This is a genomic window from Microbacterium sp. PRC9 (assembly GCF_031844125.1).
Classification (GTDB): Bacteria; Actinomycetota; Actinomycetes; order Actinomycetales; family Microbacteriaceae; genus Microbacterium.
In genome coordinates this window covers 510,277-528,890 of the sequence record NZ_JAUZUR010000003.1, presented here as the reverse complement: position 1 = coordinate 528,890, position 18,614 = coordinate 510,277, and the positions used below count along the sequence as shown (strand labels likewise).

The 18,614-nt window shown below is 72.2% G+C and carries 15 protein-coding genes and 1 pseudogene; 2 read left to right on the top strand and 14 right to left on the bottom strand.

What is annotated here, in order from left to right; all coding sequences use genetic code 11:
- Nucleotides 1–20: 20 nt before the first annotated feature.
- The 6 genes and pseudogenes from Q9R33_RS09235 to Q9R33_RS09210 all read right to left on the bottom strand — a co-directional run.
- Nucleotides 21–1,547: an alpha-L-arabinofuranosidase C-terminal domain-containing protein gene (locus tag Q9R33_RS09235; RefSeq protein ID WP_311293557.1), complete on the bottom strand. Its 1,527-nt coding sequence runs from the start codon at nt 1,545–1,547 to the stop codon at nt 21–23.
- 127 nt (nt 1,548–1,674) lie between these two features.
- Nucleotides 1,675–1,980 (bottom strand): 30S ribosomal protein S14, encoded by a 306-nt coding sequence (rpsN, locus tag Q9R33_RS09230; protein ID WP_018173549.1) that lies wholly within the window; start codon nt 1,978–1,980, stop codon nt 1,675–1,677.
- Between the two features lie 3 nt (nt 1,981–1,983).
- Nucleotides 1,984–2,154, bottom strand: a complete 171-nt coding sequence (gene rpmG, locus Q9R33_RS09225; protein WP_018173550.1) for a 50S ribosomal protein L33 — start codon at nt 2,152–2,154, stop codon at nt 1,984–1,986.
- Complete coding sequence (gene rpmB / locus Q9R33_RS09220) at nt 2,154–2,390, bottom strand: 50S ribosomal protein L28 (protein ID WP_013584774.1); 237 nt, start codon at nt 2,388–2,390, stop codon at nt 2,154–2,156. Before rpmB ends, rpmG begins: the two co-directional genes overlap by 1 nt.
- Before the next feature lie 227 nt (nt 2,391–2,617).
- Nucleotides 2,618–2,914, bottom strand: a complete 297-nt coding sequence (locus Q9R33_RS09215) for an HNH endonuclease (RefSeq protein WP_311293588.1) — start codon at nt 2,912–2,914, stop codon at nt 2,618–2,620.
- Between the two features lie 30 nt (nt 2,915–2,944).
- A pseudogene (locus Q9R33_RS09210) lies at nt 2,945–3,951 on the bottom strand (DUF222 domain-containing protein); the annotation flags it as partial.
- A gap of 284 nt (nt 3,952–4,235) precedes the next feature.
- Between Q9R33_RS09210 and Q9R33_RS09205 the strand changes: the two are divergent.
- Nucleotides 4,236–9,581, top strand: a complete 5,346-nt coding sequence (locus tag Q9R33_RS09205) for an SCO7613 C-terminal domain-containing membrane protein (protein WP_311293556.1) — start codon at nt 4,236–4,238, stop codon at nt 9,579–9,581.
- Here Q9R33_RS09205 and Q9R33_RS09200 read toward each other — a convergent pair.
- Nucleotides 9,565–10,242, bottom strand: coding sequence for a DNA-3-methyladenine glycosylase (locus Q9R33_RS09200; RefSeq protein WP_056365760.1), 678 nt, complete (start codon nt 10,240–10,242; stop codon nt 9,565–9,567). The two genes, Q9R33_RS09205 and Q9R33_RS09200, sit on opposite strands and share 17 nt — an antisense overlap.
- A gap of 72 nt (nt 10,243–10,314) precedes the next feature.
- Between Q9R33_RS09200 and Q9R33_RS09195 the strand changes: the two genes are divergently transcribed.
- Nucleotides 10,315–11,955: an MFS transporter gene (locus Q9R33_RS09195; protein WP_311293555.1), complete on the top strand. Its 1,641-nt coding sequence runs from the start codon at nt 10,315–10,317 to the stop codon at nt 11,953–11,955.
- 131 nt (nt 11,956–12,086) lie between these two features.
- Here Q9R33_RS09195 and Q9R33_RS09190 read toward each other — a convergent pair whose 3' ends face one another.
- The 7 genes from Q9R33_RS09190 to Q9R33_RS09160 form a co-directional block, all read right to left on the bottom strand.
- The gene (locus Q9R33_RS09190; RefSeq protein WP_311293554.1) at nt 12,087–13,508 is read right to left on the bottom strand and encodes a hypothetical protein; all 1,422 of its coding nucleotides are present in this window, start codon (nt 13,506–13,508) and stop codon (nt 12,087–12,089) included.
- Nucleotides 13,498–14,262, bottom strand: a complete 765-nt coding sequence (locus Q9R33_RS09185; protein WP_311293553.1) for a TIGR03943 family putative permease subunit — start codon at nt 14,260–14,262, stop codon at nt 13,498–13,500. Before Q9R33_RS09185 ends, Q9R33_RS09190 begins: the two co-directional genes overlap by 11 nt.
- Nucleotides 14,255–15,322, bottom strand: coding sequence for a permease (locus Q9R33_RS09180; protein ID WP_396654078.1), 1,068 nt, complete (start codon nt 15,320–15,322; stop codon nt 14,255–14,257). The genes Q9R33_RS09185 and Q9R33_RS09180 overlap by 8 nt, the downstream gene beginning before the upstream one ends.
- A complete protein-coding gene (locus Q9R33_RS09175; RefSeq protein WP_056365745.1) occupies nt 15,309–15,722 on the bottom strand; it encodes a Fur family transcriptional regulator in 414 nt (137 codons plus the stop codon). Before Q9R33_RS09175 ends, Q9R33_RS09180 begins: the two co-directional genes overlap by 14 nt.
- A gap of 129 nt (nt 15,723–15,851) precedes the next feature.
- Complete coding sequence (locus Q9R33_RS09170; protein ID WP_056365742.1) at nt 15,852–16,730, bottom strand: metal ABC transporter permease; 879 nt, start codon at nt 16,728–16,730, stop codon at nt 15,852–15,854.
- Between the two features lie 13 nt (nt 16,731–16,743).
- Nucleotides 16,744–17,577, bottom strand: a complete 834-nt coding sequence (locus tag Q9R33_RS09165; RefSeq protein WP_056365739.1) for a metal ABC transporter ATP-binding protein — start codon at nt 17,575–17,577, stop codon at nt 16,744–16,746.
- A complete protein-coding gene (locus Q9R33_RS09160; RefSeq protein ID WP_311293552.1) occupies nt 17,574–18,557 on the bottom strand; it encodes a metal ABC transporter solute-binding protein, Zn/Mn family in 984 nt (327 codons plus the stop codon). Before Q9R33_RS09160 ends, Q9R33_RS09165 begins: the two co-directional genes overlap by 4 nt.
- Nucleotides 18,558–18,614: the final 57 nt, after the last annotated feature.

The window sequence follows — 18,614 nt, the reverse complement described above, 5'->3', positions numbered from 1 at the left end:
GTGGGCCGCCGGCCCGGCCGTCAGGCCAGCTCCAGCGACACCGTCGCGAACGAGTGCGCCGGCAGCGTGACCCGCAGCGTGCCGCCGTCGAGCTCCGTGTCGAGCGCGACCGGGGCCACCGCCTCGGGCGCCTCGGCCGAGTTGTGCGCGGCCGCGGAGTCGCCGGTGAGCACGCGGGCCGTCGCGGACGACACCGTCCGGCCGCGCAGGTCGACCTCGATGGAGAGGGATGCCTCGGCGTCGAGGTTGCTCAGCGAGAGCAGCGCCGTCGAGCCCGTCGTGCTGGCCGACGCCGACACCACCTGCAGCGATCGGCCGTCCGCCTCGCGGGCGTCGGGGGCGTCGAGGACGTGGACGGCGAGCGACGTCGCGTCGTGGTGGCCGCGGCTCATCTCGAACACGTGGTACGTCGGCGTGAGCACGAGGGCGCCGGTCTCGGCATCCGTCAGCAGCATCGCCTGCAAGACGTTCACCGTCTGCGCGATATTGGCCATCACCAGGCGGTCGGCGTTGCGGTGGAACGCGTCGAAGTGGACGGCCGCCACGAGCGCGTCGCGCACGGTGTTCTGCTGGTACAGGAACCCGGGGTTGGTGCCCTCCTCGACGTCCCACCACGTGCCCCACTCGTCGAGCACGAGGCCGACCTTGCGGCCCGGGTCGTACGCGTCCATGATCCGGGCGTGCGCGCTGATGACGCGCTCGATGTCCTGCGCCTTCGACATCGTCGCGTAGTAGTCCTCGGTGGAGAACGACGTGGCGCTGCCCTTGTGCTCCCACGTGCCGGCGAGCGTGTAGTAGTGGAACGAGATCGCCTGGAAGATGTTCTTCGGGTCGCGCTGGCAGCCGAGGCAGTTGAGCGCCTCCATGAGCGCCGTCGTCCAGGTCACGTCGTCATCGGACGCGCCGGCGGCGATGCGGTAGAGCTTGTTGTCGCCGTGGTCGCGGCAGAAGGTCGCGTAGCGACGCGCCTCGGAGGCGAATTGCGGGGCGGTGAAGTTGCCGCCGCATCCCCAGGCCTCGTTGCCGATGCCCCAGAACGGCACCTTCCACGGCTCGTCGCGCCCGTTCTCGCGGCGCAGGCTCGCCATCGGGCTGTCGCCGTCGCGCGTCAGGTACTCGACCCAGTCGCTCATCTCCTGCACGCTGCCCGAGCCGACGTTGCCGCTGACGTACGCGTCGGCGCCCAGCATCTCGCACAGGTCCATGAACTCGTGCGTGCCGAAGTGATTGTTCTCGACGACGTCGCCCCAGTGGGTGTTGACCATGCGGGGCCGCGACTCTTTCGGGCCGATCCCGTCGCGCCAGTGGTACTCGTCGGCGAAGCAGCCGCCCGGCCAGCGGAGGTTCGGGATGCCGATGCCCTTCAGCGCCTCGACGACGTCGAGCCGGATGCCGCGCTCGTGGGGGATCGACGAATCCTCGCCGACGTAGAAGCCACCGTAGATGCAGCGCCCCAGGTGCTCGGCGAAGTGGCCGTAGAGGTGGCGGCTGATGACCGGACCGGGGACGTCCAGGTCGACGACGGCGCGAGCGCGGAGGTCGGGCACGGGTTTCTCCTTCGAAACATCGGGGCGAGGCGATTTGTAACGATACACATTCGGACGATCGATGTCGAGCGGAAATGCAGAAGGCCCGGAGTTCCGAGGAACTCCGGGCCTTCTGTGAAGCGGGTGCTTACCAGCTCGACTTGGTCACGCCGGGCAGCTCGCCACGGTGCGCCATGTCACGGAAGCGGACACGCGAGATGCCGAACTTCGTGAGGACACCGCGGGGGCGGCCGTCGATGACGTCGCGCGAGCGCAGGCGGACCGGCGACGCGTTGCGGGGCAGCTTCTGCAGGCCCACGCGAGCGGCTTCGCGCTCCTCGTCGGTCGACGTCGGCGAAACGAGCGCCTTCTTCAGCTCAAGGCGCTTGGCGGCGTAGCGGTCGACGACCTCCTGGCGCTGCTTGTTGCGCGCGATCTTGCTCTTCTTAGCCATGGATCAACGCTCCTCTCGGAAATCGACGTGCTTGCGGATGACCGGGTCGTACTTCTTGAGCACGATGCGGTCGGGGTTGTTGCGGCGGTTCTTGCGCGTGACGTAGGTGTAACCCGTGCCCGCGGTCGAACGCAGCTTGATGATCGGACGGACGTCCTGTGCCTTCTTGGCCATTAGAGCTTCACACCCTTCGCCTGGAGGTCACGCACGACCGCCTCGATGCCGCGAGCGTCGATGACCTTGATGCCCTTGGCCGAGACGTTGAGCTTGATGTTGCGACCCAGCGACGGAACGAAGTAGGTCTTCTTCTGCACGTTCGGGTCGAAGCGGCGCTTCGTCCGGCGGTGCGAGTGCGAGATGTTGTGACCGAAGCCGGGAACTGCTCCGGTCACCTGGCACACTGCTGCCATGGTGATGTCTCCTTAGTACCGTGAGGCCGGACGGCCTCACCCAAGATCCCTTGTCTGCATCTCGACGCACGCCGCCATCGCCCGGAAGTTTCCGGTCGTTGAGCGAGCGAAGCGAGTCGAAACGCGTACTGCGTGCTGGAGGCGCGCAGACAAAGAGTCAGTCTAGCACGGACGGATGCTGCGCCCCGCCGACTCCCACCGGCGCCGGGCAAACCGCATCCCGGCGGTCAGGCGGTGAGCGTGTAGCGAGACTTGCCAGCGAGGCGTGGAGTGCACTGGGCGTCGATCCACCGCGGGGGTATGAGCCACACCTTCGCATCGATGCCGGGACCGTCGACGCGGATCCCCCACCCGTCGGCATGGAGCCGATGATGACACCCGGTGCGCAGCAGGACGCCGTTCTCGAGGTCGGTGCGCCCGCCGTCGCGATCCCACCACTCGAGGTGGTGCCCGTGGCACCACGCCGGTGGCGCTCCGCAGCCGGCGCATCCGCCGTCGCGTTCGCCGAGCGCGAGCTTCTGCACTGGGGTGAAGAGCCGCTTCGCGCGCCCCCAGTCGAGGATCTCGCTGTCATCGCCGAGCACGCACGGGATGATCTGCGCATCTGCCGCCAGGCGGCGCACCGCGGACGCCGGGATCGACTGGGCGATGCCATCGATCGTCGCGGCGCCCGTGCCCGCCTCGAGATCTGCGAGGTCCATCCGCACGACGCAGTCGCGGTCGCCCCAGTGGGCACCCGGTCGCACCCGATCGCGTGGCGGCAGAGGTCCGCCAGCGCATCCGCTTGAATCTGCCGAACCGATCGCGGGTCACGGTCGACCTCGTCGGCGTGTTCGTTGCGGCGCAGCGCATCGCCGACGAGCGCGTCGAGCGCCGCTTTGACAGGCGCTCCCGTCTCAGGGTCGAGCTTGGCGGAGATCACCAGCATCCCGTCGCGCTCGTGCATCTGGAACGTCCGCTCGGACACAAGCTGCTCGTGTCGCGGTTCGATGCCGTCGGGATCGAGGTGCGCCTCAGCGCGGGCCAGCAGCTTGCCGAGTTCGTCGGGGCGCATCCCCGGAGCCAGCCCCACGAGCTGCCGCTCTGCTTCGTCGAGCCGGGCCGCATCGACGCGCACGGCCAGCCGGTCGAGCAGGCCGATGATCGCGGCCGCCGCCGTCATGCCGATCCCGCCGCCCGCCACCGCCTCGGCGACATGCGGGTGCTTCGCGGGCAGCGCCTCACCGGTGAGCGAGACCCGAGGCGCGGTCGCCTCACCGACCTGCACGATGCGCACGGCCTCACCGACGCTCGTGCCGGTGGTCGTCGAGATCAGCACCGCCGGCGATGCGAAACCCTGCTTCTTCGCGAGCGAATCCTTGCCGAGCTCTCGGCGCGACTGCCGCGAGATCTCGGCCGCTACGGGGGCGAACGCGGCATCGACATGACGCTTCAGCGCACCGAACGCTTGGTTCACCGCCACGAGCTCCGCCGGCGTCAGAGCGCCGGCAGGACGGTCGCCGCCCGCGGTCGCCAGCGCGTGTAGCGCCTCTGCGATGCCGTCGAGCGGGGTTGCTTCCATGGCTCGATATTAGAACATACCTACGACATTGAGACCGCCCCCTGAAACCGGCTGAGAGTTGGGGCCCTTCGGCGCCGGGACCCGCTCTCCGTGCGCCTTCTTGGCGCTGCCCTGTCCCCGCGATACCCCTCCTCAGCGCTGCATTCCGCCACGGGAATGCATCCTCGGGGTTGCTCCAAGACAGCAGGCCCCGGCGGCGCGCCGCGTTGTGCGCCCCTACAAAATCCCACACCGAACCGCATTCCGGGTGGACCATGTCGTCAATCCCGGGAGAGGGGATGGACATGAGCGCAACGCACGACGACGGACCCCTGTGGCCTGCGTCTCCGTTCGATCTCGCCGACGCGCACCGATGCCCGTCGTGCTTCACCGCCGTCACCGCGCGGGTATGCCCCGCGTGCGGCTTCGCGTTGACCGACCCGGGCGCCCCGCGCGTGCTCGAGCTCGGCCGCCAGATGCTCACGCTGGAGCTGTCGCGTCAGCAGCTGATGGACGAGATCCGCCTCGCGCACGCGACGGCATCCGCGGCGACAGCGGATGCTGCACCCGCGACCGTGGCCGCAGCGCCGGAGCTCGTCGCGGCCGTCGCCGACGCAGGCGTCGCCGTGCACCTGGCGCCCGCCGCCGAGGCGATGCTCGGCGCCTCGGCACCGCCGACCGGCGCCATCGCGGTCGTCACCGCGCCGGAGTCCACCACCACGGCGCCCGCGACGACGCAACCCAAGATCGTGGCGCCCCCGAAGCCGCCCGCGCCGGCCGCTTCGGTGCCGCAGGGGCCCGGGCCGTCCGCACCGGTCGCGGTGGCGGCATCCGCTCCCCGCCGACGGCTGACCGTGCCGGTGCTGCTGCTCATCGTCGGCGTCTCGCTGGTCGGCATCGCCGCGGTCTTCTTCCTGCTGCTGGCGTGGTTCCTGTGGGGCATCGCGGTGCGCGCGCTCATCATCGGCGGCATCACCCTCGCCACGATCGCGCTGGCCTCGTGGCTGCGCCGCCGCGACCTGGGGGCGACGGCCGAGGGGATCGGCGCGCTCGGTGTGGGACTGCTCGCGCTGGACGCCTGGGCCGTACGGGCGAACGACCTGTTCGGCACGGGGTCGACCGACGCAGCGCTGTACACGGGGGTGTCCGCTCTCGTCGTCGCGGTGATCTGCCGCCTGTGGGCGCGCGTCTCGCACCTGCGCGGACCCGACCTCGCCGCCTCGCTCGCCCTGCCGGCAGGCCTCGGATTCCTCGTGGGCGGGTTGACGTCGCTGCCGCCCGCGGAAGCCCTCACCGCCGGCCTGCTCGGCGCCGCCGCCGGCGGGCTGGTGCACGCGCTTCCCGCACCCTGGTCCTCGGCGCGGCGCGGCGAGGACCACGCGGTCGAGCGCCTCGTGCTCGCGCTCAGCGGGGTGGCTGCCCTGGTCGCGGCGGGTCTCGCCGCGGGGTTCCTGACCGGGGACGCGCTGCCGGTCGTGATCTGGTCGGGCATCGGGCTCGTCGTGCTGGGCATCGCGCACGCGTGGCTCGCCCATCGGACGGTCGACGGCGCTCGTCTTCCCGCCGCCGTCGTGGTCTCGGGCGTCGCCTCGGTGGTCGCGACCGCGGCCGCGGGGCTCGCGGGCTGGCAGCTCGCGATGCGCAGCGGCCTCCCGGTGTACGGCGTGCTGGTCGCCCCGGTGCTGGCCGTGCTCGTCGCCGTCGCGATCGACGTCGTGCGCAGCCGACGCGGCGCACCCGCGTGGGTGCCCGCGGCGATCGCGTCCGCGGTCGTCGCCGGGCTGTCGATCGTCGCCATCATCCTCACGTGGGTCACGCAGGCGATCGTGACGATCGGCGCCTCGTGGACGGCGTGGCGGACGGATGCCTTCACCCTCCCGGCCGGAGCCCCCGAGGTCCCGCTGCTCGCGGTGATCACCGCCGTGGTCATCGGCGGCCTGCTGCTCGCGACGCCCTCGCTGCGAGGACCGGTGCTGGGCCCGTTCGTGCCGGCCGTGGCGACGGTCCTCCTGCTGGTCGCGGGCGCGCGGACGGCCGTCCCGGCCGTCGTCGTGGCGGTCGCGGTCGTCCTGGTCGTCGCCGCGGTGGCCGTCGTCGCGGTGCTCCGGATCCGAAAGCGCCGCCGCAACGGCGTCGACGCCGACGGTGCGGTCGATCCCGGCGAGGGACTCCTCGCCAGAGGCCTTCCGATCGGGTACCTGGTCGCCGGCGGGATCGCCGCCGCGACCGCATACGTCGGCGGCGTGGCCACGCCGTGGCTGTGGCTCGTCGGGATCGGCGTCGCGATGGCGTACCCGATCGCGCTGCGGCTCGTGCTGCGGCCGAGCGACATCGCCGCGGTCGTGGCGGCCGTCGCCCCGGTCGCCGTCGCCGCGCTGTCGACGGTGTTCGCCCCGAGCGCCCTCGCGGCGGTGACCGGCCTGACGGGCGAGCCGGGCCCGGTGATCGCGACGCTGCTGCAGTGGGTGGCCGTCGCGACCCTCGTCGCGGCGATCGTGCTGCCTGTGGAACGCGCGAGCCGCATCGCGCTGGCCGTCGCCGCCGAGGTGCTCGCGGCCTTCAGCCTCATCGGCGCGTTCACCGCCGTGACGACGCCGGGCGCGGAGCCCTCGGCGAACCCGCTGCTGACGGCGATCGGCGAGCCGGGCCTCGGCATCGCGCGGGGCGCCCTGCTGCTCGCCGGCCTCACGATCGTCGCCTTCGGCGTCACTCGCGTCGCCGGGGTGCCGACGATCCTCGCCGCGGCGCTGACGGCCCCGGTCGCAGCCGCGACGACCTACGACGTGCTCGGCACGTTCGGTCTGCGCGACACGGAAGGGGCGCCGCTCGCCCTCACCGCCGCGGCGGTCGTCGTTCCGCTCGTCGCGGCGGCCACCGCGTTCCCGCGACGCGAAGCGAACGAGGCTCCGCCCGCACCCGTCTCGCAGTGGCCGGCCGACATCGCCCCCTCCCCGCCGCGGCCGCGCCCGACGGATCGCGTGCTCCGCAGGCTCGCCGCCGATCTCGGCGCTGCCCTCACGGTGCTCGTCGTGGTGTGGCCGGTGACTCCTCTGCTCGTGTGGGCCGCACTCGCGATCGTCGCCGTCGGCTTCGCCGCGGCATCCGTGTCCCGCGGGTGGGTGGGGGCGATCGCGGCGGATCCTGCCGACGATCGCTTCGCGACGAAGCGCGCCGGGATGCCGCTCCTCGACGCCCCGCGCCGCGTGCTGGCGTGGCCGGCGCTCGTCGCCGCGATCGCGGCGTGGTGGACGTGGCTCGACGCCGGCACCCCCGACATGTCGTACACGGTGGAGTCGTACGTCGTGCCGTCGGCCGTGGTGCTCGTGGTCTTCGCCGCGCTGCTGGTGCGGCTGCGCCGCCGCGTCGAGGCGAGCATCGCCCTCGCCGGCGGTCTCGCGCTCGGGCTGTGGGCGCCCGCCGTCGAGGGGTGGAGCGGGGAGCCGCTGCGGGGCGTGGTCATCGCCCTCGTCGCCGTGGCGGTGTGCCTGGCGCTGTCGTTCACGCCGGTGCGCAGCATCCGTCCCGCCGCTCCGCTCGGGGCCGGCGTCGCCGTGATCGCGATCGGGCTCGTCGCCGTCGAGCGCGCGTTCGAAGGGCAGGGCTCGCAGGTGCTCTGGCTCGTGCTGCTGGTCGCGGTCGCGTACGCGTCGGGCTGGGGCGCGACCCTCGCGCGGCCGAGCCGTCTGGCGTCCGGGCTCTACGCACTCATCGTGCCCCCGACAGCCGTCATCGCGGCGATCGTCGCGATCCTGCCGATCGCCGACGAGCCGCGCATCGTCGCGGGGACGATCATCATGCTCGCCGCACTGCATCTCGCCGCCGCGGGGCTGAACCGCCTTCCGCTGACCGGCGCGACCCGCTGGATCTCGCTCGCGGGAGCCTTCGCTGTCGGCGCCGCAGGCTGGGTGCTGGGTGCGGCGACCGAGGTCGAGGCGGTGTCGCTCCCCGTCGCCGCGATGTGTCTCGTCGGGGCCGTGCTCGGCATGCTCCGGCGTCGGCGGGCCGGCGATGTCTGGCCCGCCGCGGAGGGCCCCGCGTGGATCGTGGGTGTGGTGCTCGCCACCGCGCCGAGCCTCCTGGTCGCGGCCGAGCCCGCGCGCGTCTGGGCGTACATCGCGCTCACCCTCGCGGCGGCGGCCGGGGTGGCCGCGCTGCGCGAGCCTGCGCGCGAGCGCGTCGCCGCGGCGCCCGCGCCCACAGCGGCGCAGGTCGCCGCGCCGCCGGCGTCTGCCCGGGGTGCCGCTGCACCCATCCCGCCCGGCCCGTTCGCGACGAGCGCCCCGCCCGAAGAGCTCTCCGCCTACGCTCCGCCCGCGGGTTCCCCCGTGCATCCTGCCGCGCCACCGGCGTACGCAGCGCCGCCCGCGGCAGCCGTCGCGCCGTCCGTGCCGCGGACCCCGCGGTTCGTGGACATCTGGTCGCTGCGCACCCCGACCGCGATGCTGCTCGGTTTCGCCGCCGTCCTGATGGGACTGCGCGGGCTCGTCCCGCCGGCCGTCGCGGGCGACGCGGCGGCGGCGATCGTCGCGGGCCTCGGCGTCGTGGCGGTGGCCGTCCTGCTGACGGCACGCGCAGCAGCGGATGCCGCCGCCCGCGGTGCGGCCGCCCTGGCCGGCGCCGGGACGGCCCTGCTCGTCGCGATGTCGCTCACGCGTCCGGACGCCGATCTCGTGCTCACGACCGTGACCGCCGTCATCGGCGGCGTGCTCGGCGTCGCGGGCGCCTCGGTGCTGGGCCTGCGGCGCTGGGCGCCGCTCGGCGGGGTGCTGGCCGTGGGCGGACTCGTCGTCGCGGTGGTCGCGTGCGGCGCGCGGTTCTTCGAGATCGCACCCGCCGGCGGCCTCGAGCCCGACCTCTGGGCCGTGGCAGGGGCGGGGATCGCAGGAGCGGTCGCCCTGGCTGCGCTGCGCGCGACGCCGTCGCGCGCGGTCGGCCTCACCGCCGGTGCGGGCTTCGCGGTCGCATCGGTGCTGTTCGCCCTCGCCGAGCTGCAGCTGCTGCTGGTGCAGCAGACGGGCGACGAGCTGCGCACCGCCGCGGTGATGTCGGCGCTGACGGCGGCCACCGTGGTCGGCACGGCGGCACGCGCCCGGCTCGGACTGGCCCTGGTGATCGCGGCTGCGATCGCGGGCGCCGGCTTCGGCATCCTGGCGCTCACGGCCGGGGACGTGCGCCCCATCGAACTGGTCACGGCGCCGCCGGCGCTCGGCGGCATCGCGTACGGCGTGCGCACCCTGCGCCGCGAACCGGCGTCGCGCACGTGGCCGACACTCGGCCCGTGGCTGGCGCTCTTGACCGTGCCGTCGCTGCTGACCGACTTCGCGGGGTCCCCGTCCGGAGTGGCCGCCGAAGCGGGGTGGCTGGGCGGGCCCGAGCTCTGGCGCATCGTCTCGCTCGGCGTCGTCGCGATCGCAATGGTGGTGGTCGGCGCGATCTACCGGCTGCAGGCGCCCCTCCTGCTCGGCTCGGCGGTGCTGGTCGTGCACGCGGTCGCCCAGCTGTGGCCGTGGATCTCCACCACCTACGTCGCCGTGCCGTGGTGGCTGTGGCTCGGCCTGGGCGGCGCGCTGCTCATCTTCATGGCCGCCCGCTACGAGAAGAACATGAAGGCGCTGCGCACGACCGTCGTCGCGGTCACGTCGCTTCGCTGACCTCGCGCGCGCCGCGCCCCCAGCGGAACGGCGACACGGTCGGCTCGCCGGGGATCCAGTATCGCCACGGGAACACGGCGGTGCCGGCCACGCCTGCGACGCCGACGCGCGGGCCCGACGCCACCTCGGCGAGCGGGTCGGCGAGCAGCTCCAGCCGTGCCACTGCGCCGTGGAGCGGCGCACCGGTGATCGCGTCGATGCCGTCGTGCAGCGGATGCCGCAGCCCCACCGCGTCGCCGAACCGGCCCGGTCCGCGCGCCAGGTCGCGCGGAGTGCGGGCCGCCGGTCGGCGGCGGGTCGCAGCATCCGTCCCCTCGATCACCTGGCCCGCCCGCAGCAGCACACCGCCGGCGACCCCCTCGGGACCGCACACGACGTTCACGCACGAGTGGATGCCGTGGCTGAGGTACACGTACAGATGCCCGGGTTCGCCCCACATCGTGGCATTGCGGGCGGTCTGCCCCATGCGCGCGTGCGAGCCCGGATCGGGCACCGGTCCGGTGCCGCGCCCGTGGTAGGCCTCGACCTCGGTGAGGCGCACCGCCACCGTCTCGCCGTCGACCACGGTCGTGAGGCGGGCGCCGAGCAGGCGCGGCGCGACGTCGGCGGGAAGACCCTGCAGGTCCGCGCGGGTCGCCGCACGCCACAGGTCCCGCGCCATGGGGCGAGTCTACGTCCGCGCGTCGTGGCCGCGATCAGCCCGGCGACGCACCGCCGCCGATACTGTTCGCGCATGGGGAAGTGGTTCGTACTCATCCTGCTGAGCGTCTCGCAGTTCATCATGGTGCTCGACAGCACGGTCATGAACGTCTCGATCTCGACCGTCGCGCATGACCTCGGCACCGACATCTCGGGCATGCAGGCCGCCATCACGTTCTATGCGCTGACGATGGCGGCGTTCATGCTCACGGGCGGCAAGCTCGGCGACCGCTGGGGCCGCAGCATGGCCTTCCGCATCGGGTCGGTCGTCTACGGCATCGGCTCGCTGACCACCGCGCTCGCGCCGAACCTCACGGTGCTGATGCTCGGCTGGTCGCTCGTCGAGGGGCTCGGCGCCGTGCTCGTGATCCCCGCGATCGCCGCCCTGGCCGCGATCAACTACACCGGCCGCGAGCGCGTGGTCGCGTTCGCCGTGCTCGGTGCGGTCACCGGCGGCGCCGCCGCGGCCGGCCCGCTCATCGGCGGACTCGTCACGACCTACTCGTCGTGGCGCTACGTCTTCGTCGCCGAAGCCGTCGTCATGACCATCGTGCTCATCGTGTCGGGGCGCATCAAGGACGTGCCGGGCGACCGAAAGCTGCGGATCGACCTGCTGAGCGTCGTGCTCTCGGCGCTCGGTCTGGGGCTGCTGGTCTACGGCATCCTGCAGTCCAAGACGTGGGGCTGGTTCCAGCCGCTCGACCCGCCCGTGATCAACGGCCAGCCGTTCGCTCCGCTCGGCATCTCGCCCGTCGCGTACCTGATCCTGCTGTCGCTCGTCGTGCTGTGGCTCTTCGTGAAGCGGCAGCAGCAGCTCGAGCGGAGCGGCCGCGTGCCGCTGCTGAAAGTCAGCCTGCTGCGCATCACGGCGCTGCGCAGCGGCCTGACGATGTTCATGGCGCAGTACTTCGCGATCGCCGCGCTGTTCTTCGTTGTGCCGGTGTACCTGCAGACGATCCTCGGCTACGACGCCCTGCAGACGGGCCTGAAGATCCTGCCGCTGTCGCTCGGGCTCATCCTGTTCTCGATCCTCGGGTCGCGGCTCTCGACCGTGCGCACGGCGCAGAACATCGGCCGGATCGGGCAGCTCACGCTCGGCCTCGGCGTACTGATCGTGTTCCTGGCTGTGCAGCCCGAGCTCGCCGACTGGGCGTTCGCCGCCGGCATGTTCGTTGTCGGCGCCGGCTTCGGCCTCCTGGCCTCCCAGCTCGGCAACGTCAACATGTCGGCCGTCTCGCAGTCCGACACCTCGGAAGTCGGTGGCCTCCAGGGAACGTTCCAGAACCTCGGCTCGTCGTTCGGCACGGCGATCGTGGGCTCGGTGTTCATCCTGCTGCTCACCTCGGGCTTCACTGCGGCGGTGGAGCAGAGCACGACGATCCCGTCCGATATCCAGCAGCAGGTCGTCGCCACCGCTTCGAAGGGCGCACCGATCATCTCGCAGCAGCAGGCCGAGGACCTGTTGACGGATGCCGGCGCCGACCCCGAGTCCGCCTCCGAGGTCGCCCAGCTCTATGCCGACACGCAGGTCGAGTCGCTGCGCCAGTCGCTGTTCTTCGTGTTCGCTCTCACCGTGCTCGGGCTCATGCTCTCGAGCGGCCTGCCGGCCACGCTGCCCAATCCCGCCGCGCCCAAGACGGACGACGAGGACGCAGCATCCGCCCGCCCCTCCTGAGCTCCTCGCGTCCTCAGCTGAGGATCTGCGCCGAGATGCGGAGCGAGCCGGTGCGCACGGTCCGCATCTCGGCTCTCGTCCTCAGGTGAGGACGTGACACGGATGCTGCGTCCCCGCGTCCGTCCGCCGGGTCAGCGGGGCGGCACCTGGCACCACGAGATCGAGGAGCCGTTGAGCCCGACGACGGGGTCGCCGTCGGCGACCTCGAGGACGCGTGTCTCGGGGCGCTTCGGCAGCGGGTGCTGGTACGTGTCGTAGGAGTTCGTCACGGCGTCGGGCGCCACGAGCACCGCGAGGTAGCGGGCGCTGGGCGACACGCACACCTGGATGACGGCATCCGTGTCGGCGATCTCGGTGAGCATGGTCGTCGCACCGTCGGCGCCCACGTGGGCGACCGAGGTGCGCCCGGTCGGCACGCCGTCGGCGTCGAGCACCGCCGCCGTGCGGATCGTGGAGCCGTCGGGGAGGGGCGTCACCGACGTCGTCCCGCCGAGGTCGATGTCGGGCGCGACGAGGTCGGCCTCGCCCGCGTCGGTGAGGTCGATCACGGTGGCCCGGTCGAGCCGGTCGACGACCGCCTCGCTCGAACCACGGGCGATGCCCTCGATGGTCAGCGCGTCGCCGAGCGCGGTCGGCGCGCCGGCCGAGGCATCCGAGCCCGTCAAGAGCAGCGAGCCGTCGAACGAGAGCAGCAGGATGCTGTCGGTGTCGGGCACGAACCGCCACTCCGCGACGCGGGGGTCGGCGCCCTCGACCTCGATCGCAGTCGGATCGGCGTCCGGTTCGCTCAGCGACGCGGTGTAGAGCCGGCTCTCGCGACCCGAGTCGGCGGTGAGCTCGGCGTCCGAGAACGTGTAGCCGATGCGCTCACCGCGATCGGCGGTCTGCAGGTTCGACACGAACCCGTCGCCGGGAAGCGGCAGTTCGTGCGCGTTCTCGCCGTCCAGATCGGTGACGATGAGCCCGGCCTGATCGTCGTCGGTGCGCACCGAGACGACGAGGTGCTGGGATGTCGCGCGGAAGTCCTCGATGTGGGCGTGCCGGAACACGGGCACCGCGTTCTGCCCGGTGAGGTCGGTGCGGTAGATGAGGTCGCCCGAGTTCGTGCCGCGCTGCATGAGGAAGACCTCTGCCGCGGGGGTCCGGAAGGTCTGCGTGATCGTCGCCGTCGGGCCGCCGCCCAGCGACGCGACGTCGTCGATCGTCACGGTGTACTCGGTGTCGTCCCACAGCGGCAGCGTGAACCGCACGCCGACGCTCCGCCCCGACGTGTCGACGGCGAACGGCGTCTCGGGGGTGATCGTCACCTGCGAGGGGTCGATCTCGGCGAGCGACTGCGTCGTGGTCACGATGAGACGGGCGCCGGATGCTGCGGCCGCCGCCTCCGGATCGACATACGCGTCCGTCACCCGGGGCCCCTGCGCGACGCTCGCGGCGGCTCCGGCGAGCCCGAGAACGGCGAGGACGCCCACGACGATCGCGAAGGCTCCGACGAACGCGCGGCCCCGACGACGCCGGGACCGCGAACGACGTGACGACCCGTCAGTATTCATACGGGTCCTCGGGCTCGTCGATCTCCTCGACCGCGGCCGCGGCGACCACGAGCTGCCCGTCCGACGACGAGCGCACGGTGCCGGTGATCGTGACCCACTGCCCGGTGTCGGGCGCGCTCGCGCCGCTCACGACGGGCAGGCTCGCGGGCTGCGCGTCGATGACGCAGTGCGTGATGACCAGACGCGTGAGATCGAATTCGCCGCCCTCACCCGGCGTCACGAAGCCGGTGAGCTCGACGGTCTCGCCGTCGAACGCGTCGGGATTGGTGGCGGTCGCGAACACCGTCGCCCACTCGCCGACGCCGAACGAGGCCGTGTCGCCGGTCGAGGCGAGCTGGATCGTGTCGGTCCCGCCGAACAGCGGCGTGGCCCCGACGTCGCGCGACATCGCGAGCTCGGCGCTGAGCGAGGCCGGAGGCAGCACGAGCGTGAGCACCACGACCCCGGATGCCGCCACCCCGCCGGCGACGGTGGCCGCGACGGCGAGCGGGTGCGAGGTGTGGTGGCCGTGGTCGTGCTCCGGTTCCTCGCCGTGGTCGTGGCCGTGGTCGGCCTCGGCGCCGAGCGGCAGGGCGAACGAGGCCACCGCGCCGATCAGCACGAACACCGACATCGACACCGCGAACCACGTCGAGTCGGGGTTGATGTACAGGCCCAGTCGCCCGGTCACCGCGAGCGAGATCGTGAAGACGGCGAGCGCCGCGGCCAGCCCGACCCCGAGCCACCGCGTGCCGACGAAACCCGTCTTACGCAAGGAGGTTCACCGCCGTCCCGATCGCGAAGGCCGACAGGACGACGACCACCACGATGCCGCCGAGCGTGCGCCACGTGAAGGTCGTCCGCATCAGCGCGAGCATCTTGACGTCGACGAGCGGCCCGACCAGCAGGAACGCGACGATCGAGCCGGGCGTGAACGTCGAGGCGAACGACAGCGCGAAGAACGCGTCGACGTTGGAGCAGATCGACACCACCATCGCCAGCGCCATCATCGCGACGATCGACAGCGCCGGATTCGCGCCGATCGCGAGCAGCGCCTCGCGCGGGATGAGCACCTGCACCGCGCCCGCGAGCGCGGAGCCGATGACGAGCGCCGGCATCACCGCGCGCAGCTCGATCACGAACTGCGCGAGCGTGCGCCGCCACTTGCCGCCCGGCTCATGCACGACGAGCTCGCACGTGTCACGGAAGCGGTCGGTCAGCAGGGCGTCGGGAGACGGATGCCGCGAGTACAGCCATCCGATGAGGTTCGCGATCGCGTACCCGCCGAGGAGGCGCGCGATGAGGATGCCGTCGCTGAAGCCGAACGCCTGGTGGGTCGTGATGATGACGATGGGATTCACGATCGGCGCGGCGATGAGGAACGTCAGCGTCTCGGGCACCGAGAATCCGCGCATGAGCAGGCCGCGGGCGAACGGCACGTTGCCGCACTCGCACACCGGCACGATCATGCCGAGGAGCGACAGCACCGCCCGTCTCGCCCACCCGCGCCGCGGCATCCATCGCTCGATGACCCCCGGCGGCACCCACACCTGCACGACGATCGACAGCACCACGCCGAGCGCCACGAACGGCAGCGACTCGATGAGCACGCTGATCGCGAGCGTCAGGCCGTCCTGGGCGCGGGTCGGGAGCGACGCGGGGAACAGCGCCGGCGCGAGCCAGTCGATGAGGAAGAGGCCGGCGACGACGGCGACGCCCACACCGAGCCAGAGCAGGGTGCGAGCCTGCGCGGACGGCTGCGGCGCAGCATCCGATGCAGATCCGTGGCGGTGCTCGGCAGAGCGCCCCCGCGTGCCGGGGTCAGTTCGCGTCACGCTGGGCATCCCGGGCGGCGGCGCAGTTCGCGCAGAGCCCGAAGATGTCGACGACGTGTTCTGCGTCGCGGAATCCGTGGCGCTCGGCGGTGCGCTGGGCCCACTGCTCGACGTCCGTCGCCTCGATCTCGACGGTCAGTCCGCAGGAGCGGCAGATCAGATGGTGATGGTGGCCCGTGCTGGAGCACGCGCGGTAGAGCGCTTCGCCCTCGGGGCTCTGCAGCGAATCGGCCTCGCCCAGGGCGGCGAGCCCGGCGAGGGCGCGGTACACGGTCGCCAGCCCGATGCCGGTGTTCTCGTCGCGGAGGGTGGCGTGCAGTGACTGCGCGCTGACGAATCCGCGGGCGTCCGACAGCGCTTCGCGCACGCGTTCGCGCTGCCACGTGTTGCGCTGGGCCATGGTGGGGAGTCTACCGAGGGGTCCTGTGCGTCGCCCGGGCGCCGGTCAGACCGAGCTCCGCATGCTCACCTGTCGCACCGTGCCACCGCAGGCAGCATTTCGTGACAGGGGAGCAGAATCCGGCGCCGGTCACCGGGCGACCTCGGGCACGGCGGCCCGCGTGACGCGGTCGCGGCGGGAGCCGACGACGCGGCAGACGACGTAGATCAGGAACGAGATCGTGGTGATGTACGGGCTCACCGGGAGGGTGCCCATGATCGCGAGCAGGATCCCGCCGACCGCAGACACGAACCCGAACAGGGCCGACAGCAGCGGCACCGACAGCGGGCCCGACGCGATGCGCATCGCCGCCGCAGCGGGGGTGACCAGGAGGGCCATCACCAGCAGCGCCCCGATGATGTGCACCGCGACGGCCACGATGAGGCCGAGCAGCAGCATGAACCCGAGCGAGACCGCGGTGGTCGGCACGCCGCGGGCCGCCGCCGACTGCGGGTCGAGCGAGTCGAACCGCAGCGGGCGCCAGATGAGCAGCAGCCCGAGCAGCACGACCGCCCCGATGCCGATCAGCCAGCCGAGCTGGCCCGTCTGCACCGACACGATCTGGCCGGTGAGCAGGCTGAACCGGTTGGCGCTGCGGCCGTCGTAGAGCGAGAGGAACAGGATGCCGAGACCCAGCCCGAACGGCATCAGCACGCCGATGATCGAGTTGCGGTCGCGCGCCTTCGCCCCGAGCACGCCGATGATGGCGGCTGCGATGAGCGAGCCGACGATCGACCCGGTGACGACGTCCCACCCGATGAGCAGCGCCGCCGCGGCGCCCGCGAACGACAGCTCGCTGATGCCGTGCACCGCGAACGCCATGTCGCGCTGCATGACGAAGACGCCGACGAGTCCGCCCACCAGCCCGAGCACCGCGCCCGCCCACACCGAGTTCGACACGAGCGCGAGGATCTCGCCGTAGTAGGGCAGCCCGCCGAACATCGCGTCGGCGATGTCGTTCCAGTTCATGCGTGCGCCCTGTTCATTCGTGCATCGGGTGGTCGTGATGGTGATGGGATGCCTCGGCGTCGGGCGCACCGACCACCACGAGGCGGTCGCCCGCCCGCAGCACGAAGACGTGCGCCCCGTACAGCGCCGTCAGCACGTCCGAGCGGAGCACCTCCTGCGGCGTGCCGAGGGTGAACCGCCCGTTCGCGATGTACAGGATGCGGTCGACCTTGCCCAGCAGCGGGTTGATGTCGTGCGTGACGAGCAGGACCGCGGCATCCTTCTCCCGGCGATGCCGGTCGATGAGGCCGATGACGGCCTGCTGGTTGGCGAGGTCGAGGCTCGTGAGCGGCTCGTCGCACAGGAGGAGCGGCGGGTCGTCGGCGAGGGCCTGGCCGGCCCGCAGGCGCTGCTGCTCGCCGCCCGAGAGGAGGCCGACGGGCCGGTCGGCGAAGTCACGGGCGCCGACCGCGTCGATGAGCGCGTCGACGCGTGCCCGGTCGCCGCGCCGGGGGATCGGGAAGCCGAACCGGTGGCCGTCGACGCCGAGCGTCACGAGGTCGCGGCCCCGCAGCGACGTGTCGCGCGGCAGCGGCCGCGCCTGCGGGATGTAGCCGATGCTGCGACTGCCCTTGTGGGCCACCGGCTCGCCCTCGACGGTGATCTCGCCGTTCGACAGCGGCTCGAGGCCGAGGATCGCGCGCAGCAGCGTCGTCTTGCCGGAACCGCTCGGCCCGAGTACGGCGACGAGCTCGCCGGCGTGCACATCGAGGTCGAGACCCGCCCAGAGCTCGCGGGCGCCGCGCTGGAGGGCGGCATCCCGGATGCTGAGGATGACGCGGCGCGAGCCCGCGGCGGCCGGCGTCACGCGTCCAGCGCTGCGCTCAGCGCCTCGATGTTCGCCTGCATCCACGAGATGTAAGTCTGCCCCTCCGGCAGCGTTTCCGAGAACGCGATCACCGGGATGCCGAGCCCGTCGGCCTCGTCGACGATCTCCTGCGTCTCCGCGCCCCCGGTCTGCGTGTTGGTGATGACCACGCGCACGTCGCCGCCCTTCACGAGCGCGAGGGATTCGAGCAGGGTCGCGGGCGCGACATCCTGCCCCTCTTCGACGGCCTCGCTGAACTTCTCGGGCGTCGCGTTCTCGAGTCCGGCCGCCTGGACGAGGTACACCGGCACGGGCTCGGTCACGAAGACCTTCTCGCCCTCGTGCGCTGCGGCGATCTCTTCGAGGGACCCCTCGAGGCCCTCGACCTCGCCGGAGAACGCCTCGGCGTTGGCGGTGAAGGTCTCGGCGTCGCCGGGGCTCAGCTCGCCGAGCTCGGTCGCGATGGCTTCAGCGACATGCGCGATCGTGTGCGGGTCGTACCAGACGTGCTCGTTGAAGCCCTCGACGTGCTCGTGGTCGCCGTGATCGTGGGCGTGATCCTCGGCGTCGCCGGCGCTCTCCTCGTCGTGACCGCCGTTCTCGGGCCAGTCGTGCGAGTACTCGACGGCGGTGACGACCGGCGCATCGGTGCCGCTGGACTCGATGAGCGCGTCGATGAACGCGTCGTAGCCGCCGCCGTTCTCGATCACGAGGTCGGCCTTCGACACGGCGAGCTGGTCGCGCGCGCTCGGCTCGAACGAGTGCGGGTCCTGCGACTCGTTCGTCACGATCGACGTGACGTCGACGAGGTCGCCCCCGATCTCCTCGGCGATCTGCCCGTACACGTTGGTCGAGGCGACGACCACGATCTTCCCGTCGCCCGCGTCGCCTTCGGACGGCGTTCCCGCGCACCCGGCGAGGACGAGGGCGGATGCTGCCGCCAGGCCGAGCACGGGCAGGGAACGTCGCACGAAGGTCATGCTCTCGACTCTAAGGCTAATGAGAATCGTTCTCAAATCTCCGCCCGCGCTCCTCGA

Coding starts and splice junctions, on each gene's coding strand:
- rpsN (WP_018173549.1), bottom strand. CDS start 1,980: ATGGCTAAGAAGAGCAAGATCGCGCGCAACAAGCAGCGCCAGGAGGTC.
- rpmG (WP_018173550.1), bottom strand. CDS start 2,154: ATGGCCAAGAAGGCACAGGACGTCCGTCCGATCATCAAGCTGCGTTCG.
- rpmB (WP_013584774.1), bottom strand. CDS start 2,390: ATGGCAGCAGTGTGCCAGGTGACCGGAGCAGTTCCCGGCTTCGGTCAC.
- Q9R33_RS09205 (WP_311293556.1), top strand. CDS start 4,236: ATGAGCGCAACGCACGACGACGGACCCCTGTGGCCTGCGTCTCCGTTC.
- Q9R33_RS09200 (WP_056365760.1), bottom strand. CDS start 10,242: ATGGCGCGGGACCTGTGGCGTGCGGCGACCCGCGCGGACCTGCAGGGT.
- Q9R33_RS09195 (WP_311293555.1), top strand. CDS start 10,315: ATGGGGAAGTGGTTCGTACTCATCCTGCTGAGCGTCTCGCAGTTCATC.
- Q9R33_RS09190 (WP_311293554.1), bottom strand. CDS start 13,508: ATGAATACTGACGGGTCGTCACGTCGTTCGCGGTCCCGGCGTCGTCGG.
- Q9R33_RS09175 (WP_056365745.1), bottom strand. CDS start 15,722: ATGGCCCAGCGCAACACGTGGCAGCGCGAACGCGTGCGCGAAGCGCTG.
- Q9R33_RS09170 (WP_056365742.1), bottom strand. CDS start 16,730: ATGAACTGGAACGACATCGCCGACGCGATGTTCGGCGGGCTGCCCTAC.
- Q9R33_RS09160 (WP_311293552.1), bottom strand. CDS start 18,557: ATGACCTTCGTGCGACGTTCCCTGCCCGTGCTCGGCCTGGCGGCAGCA.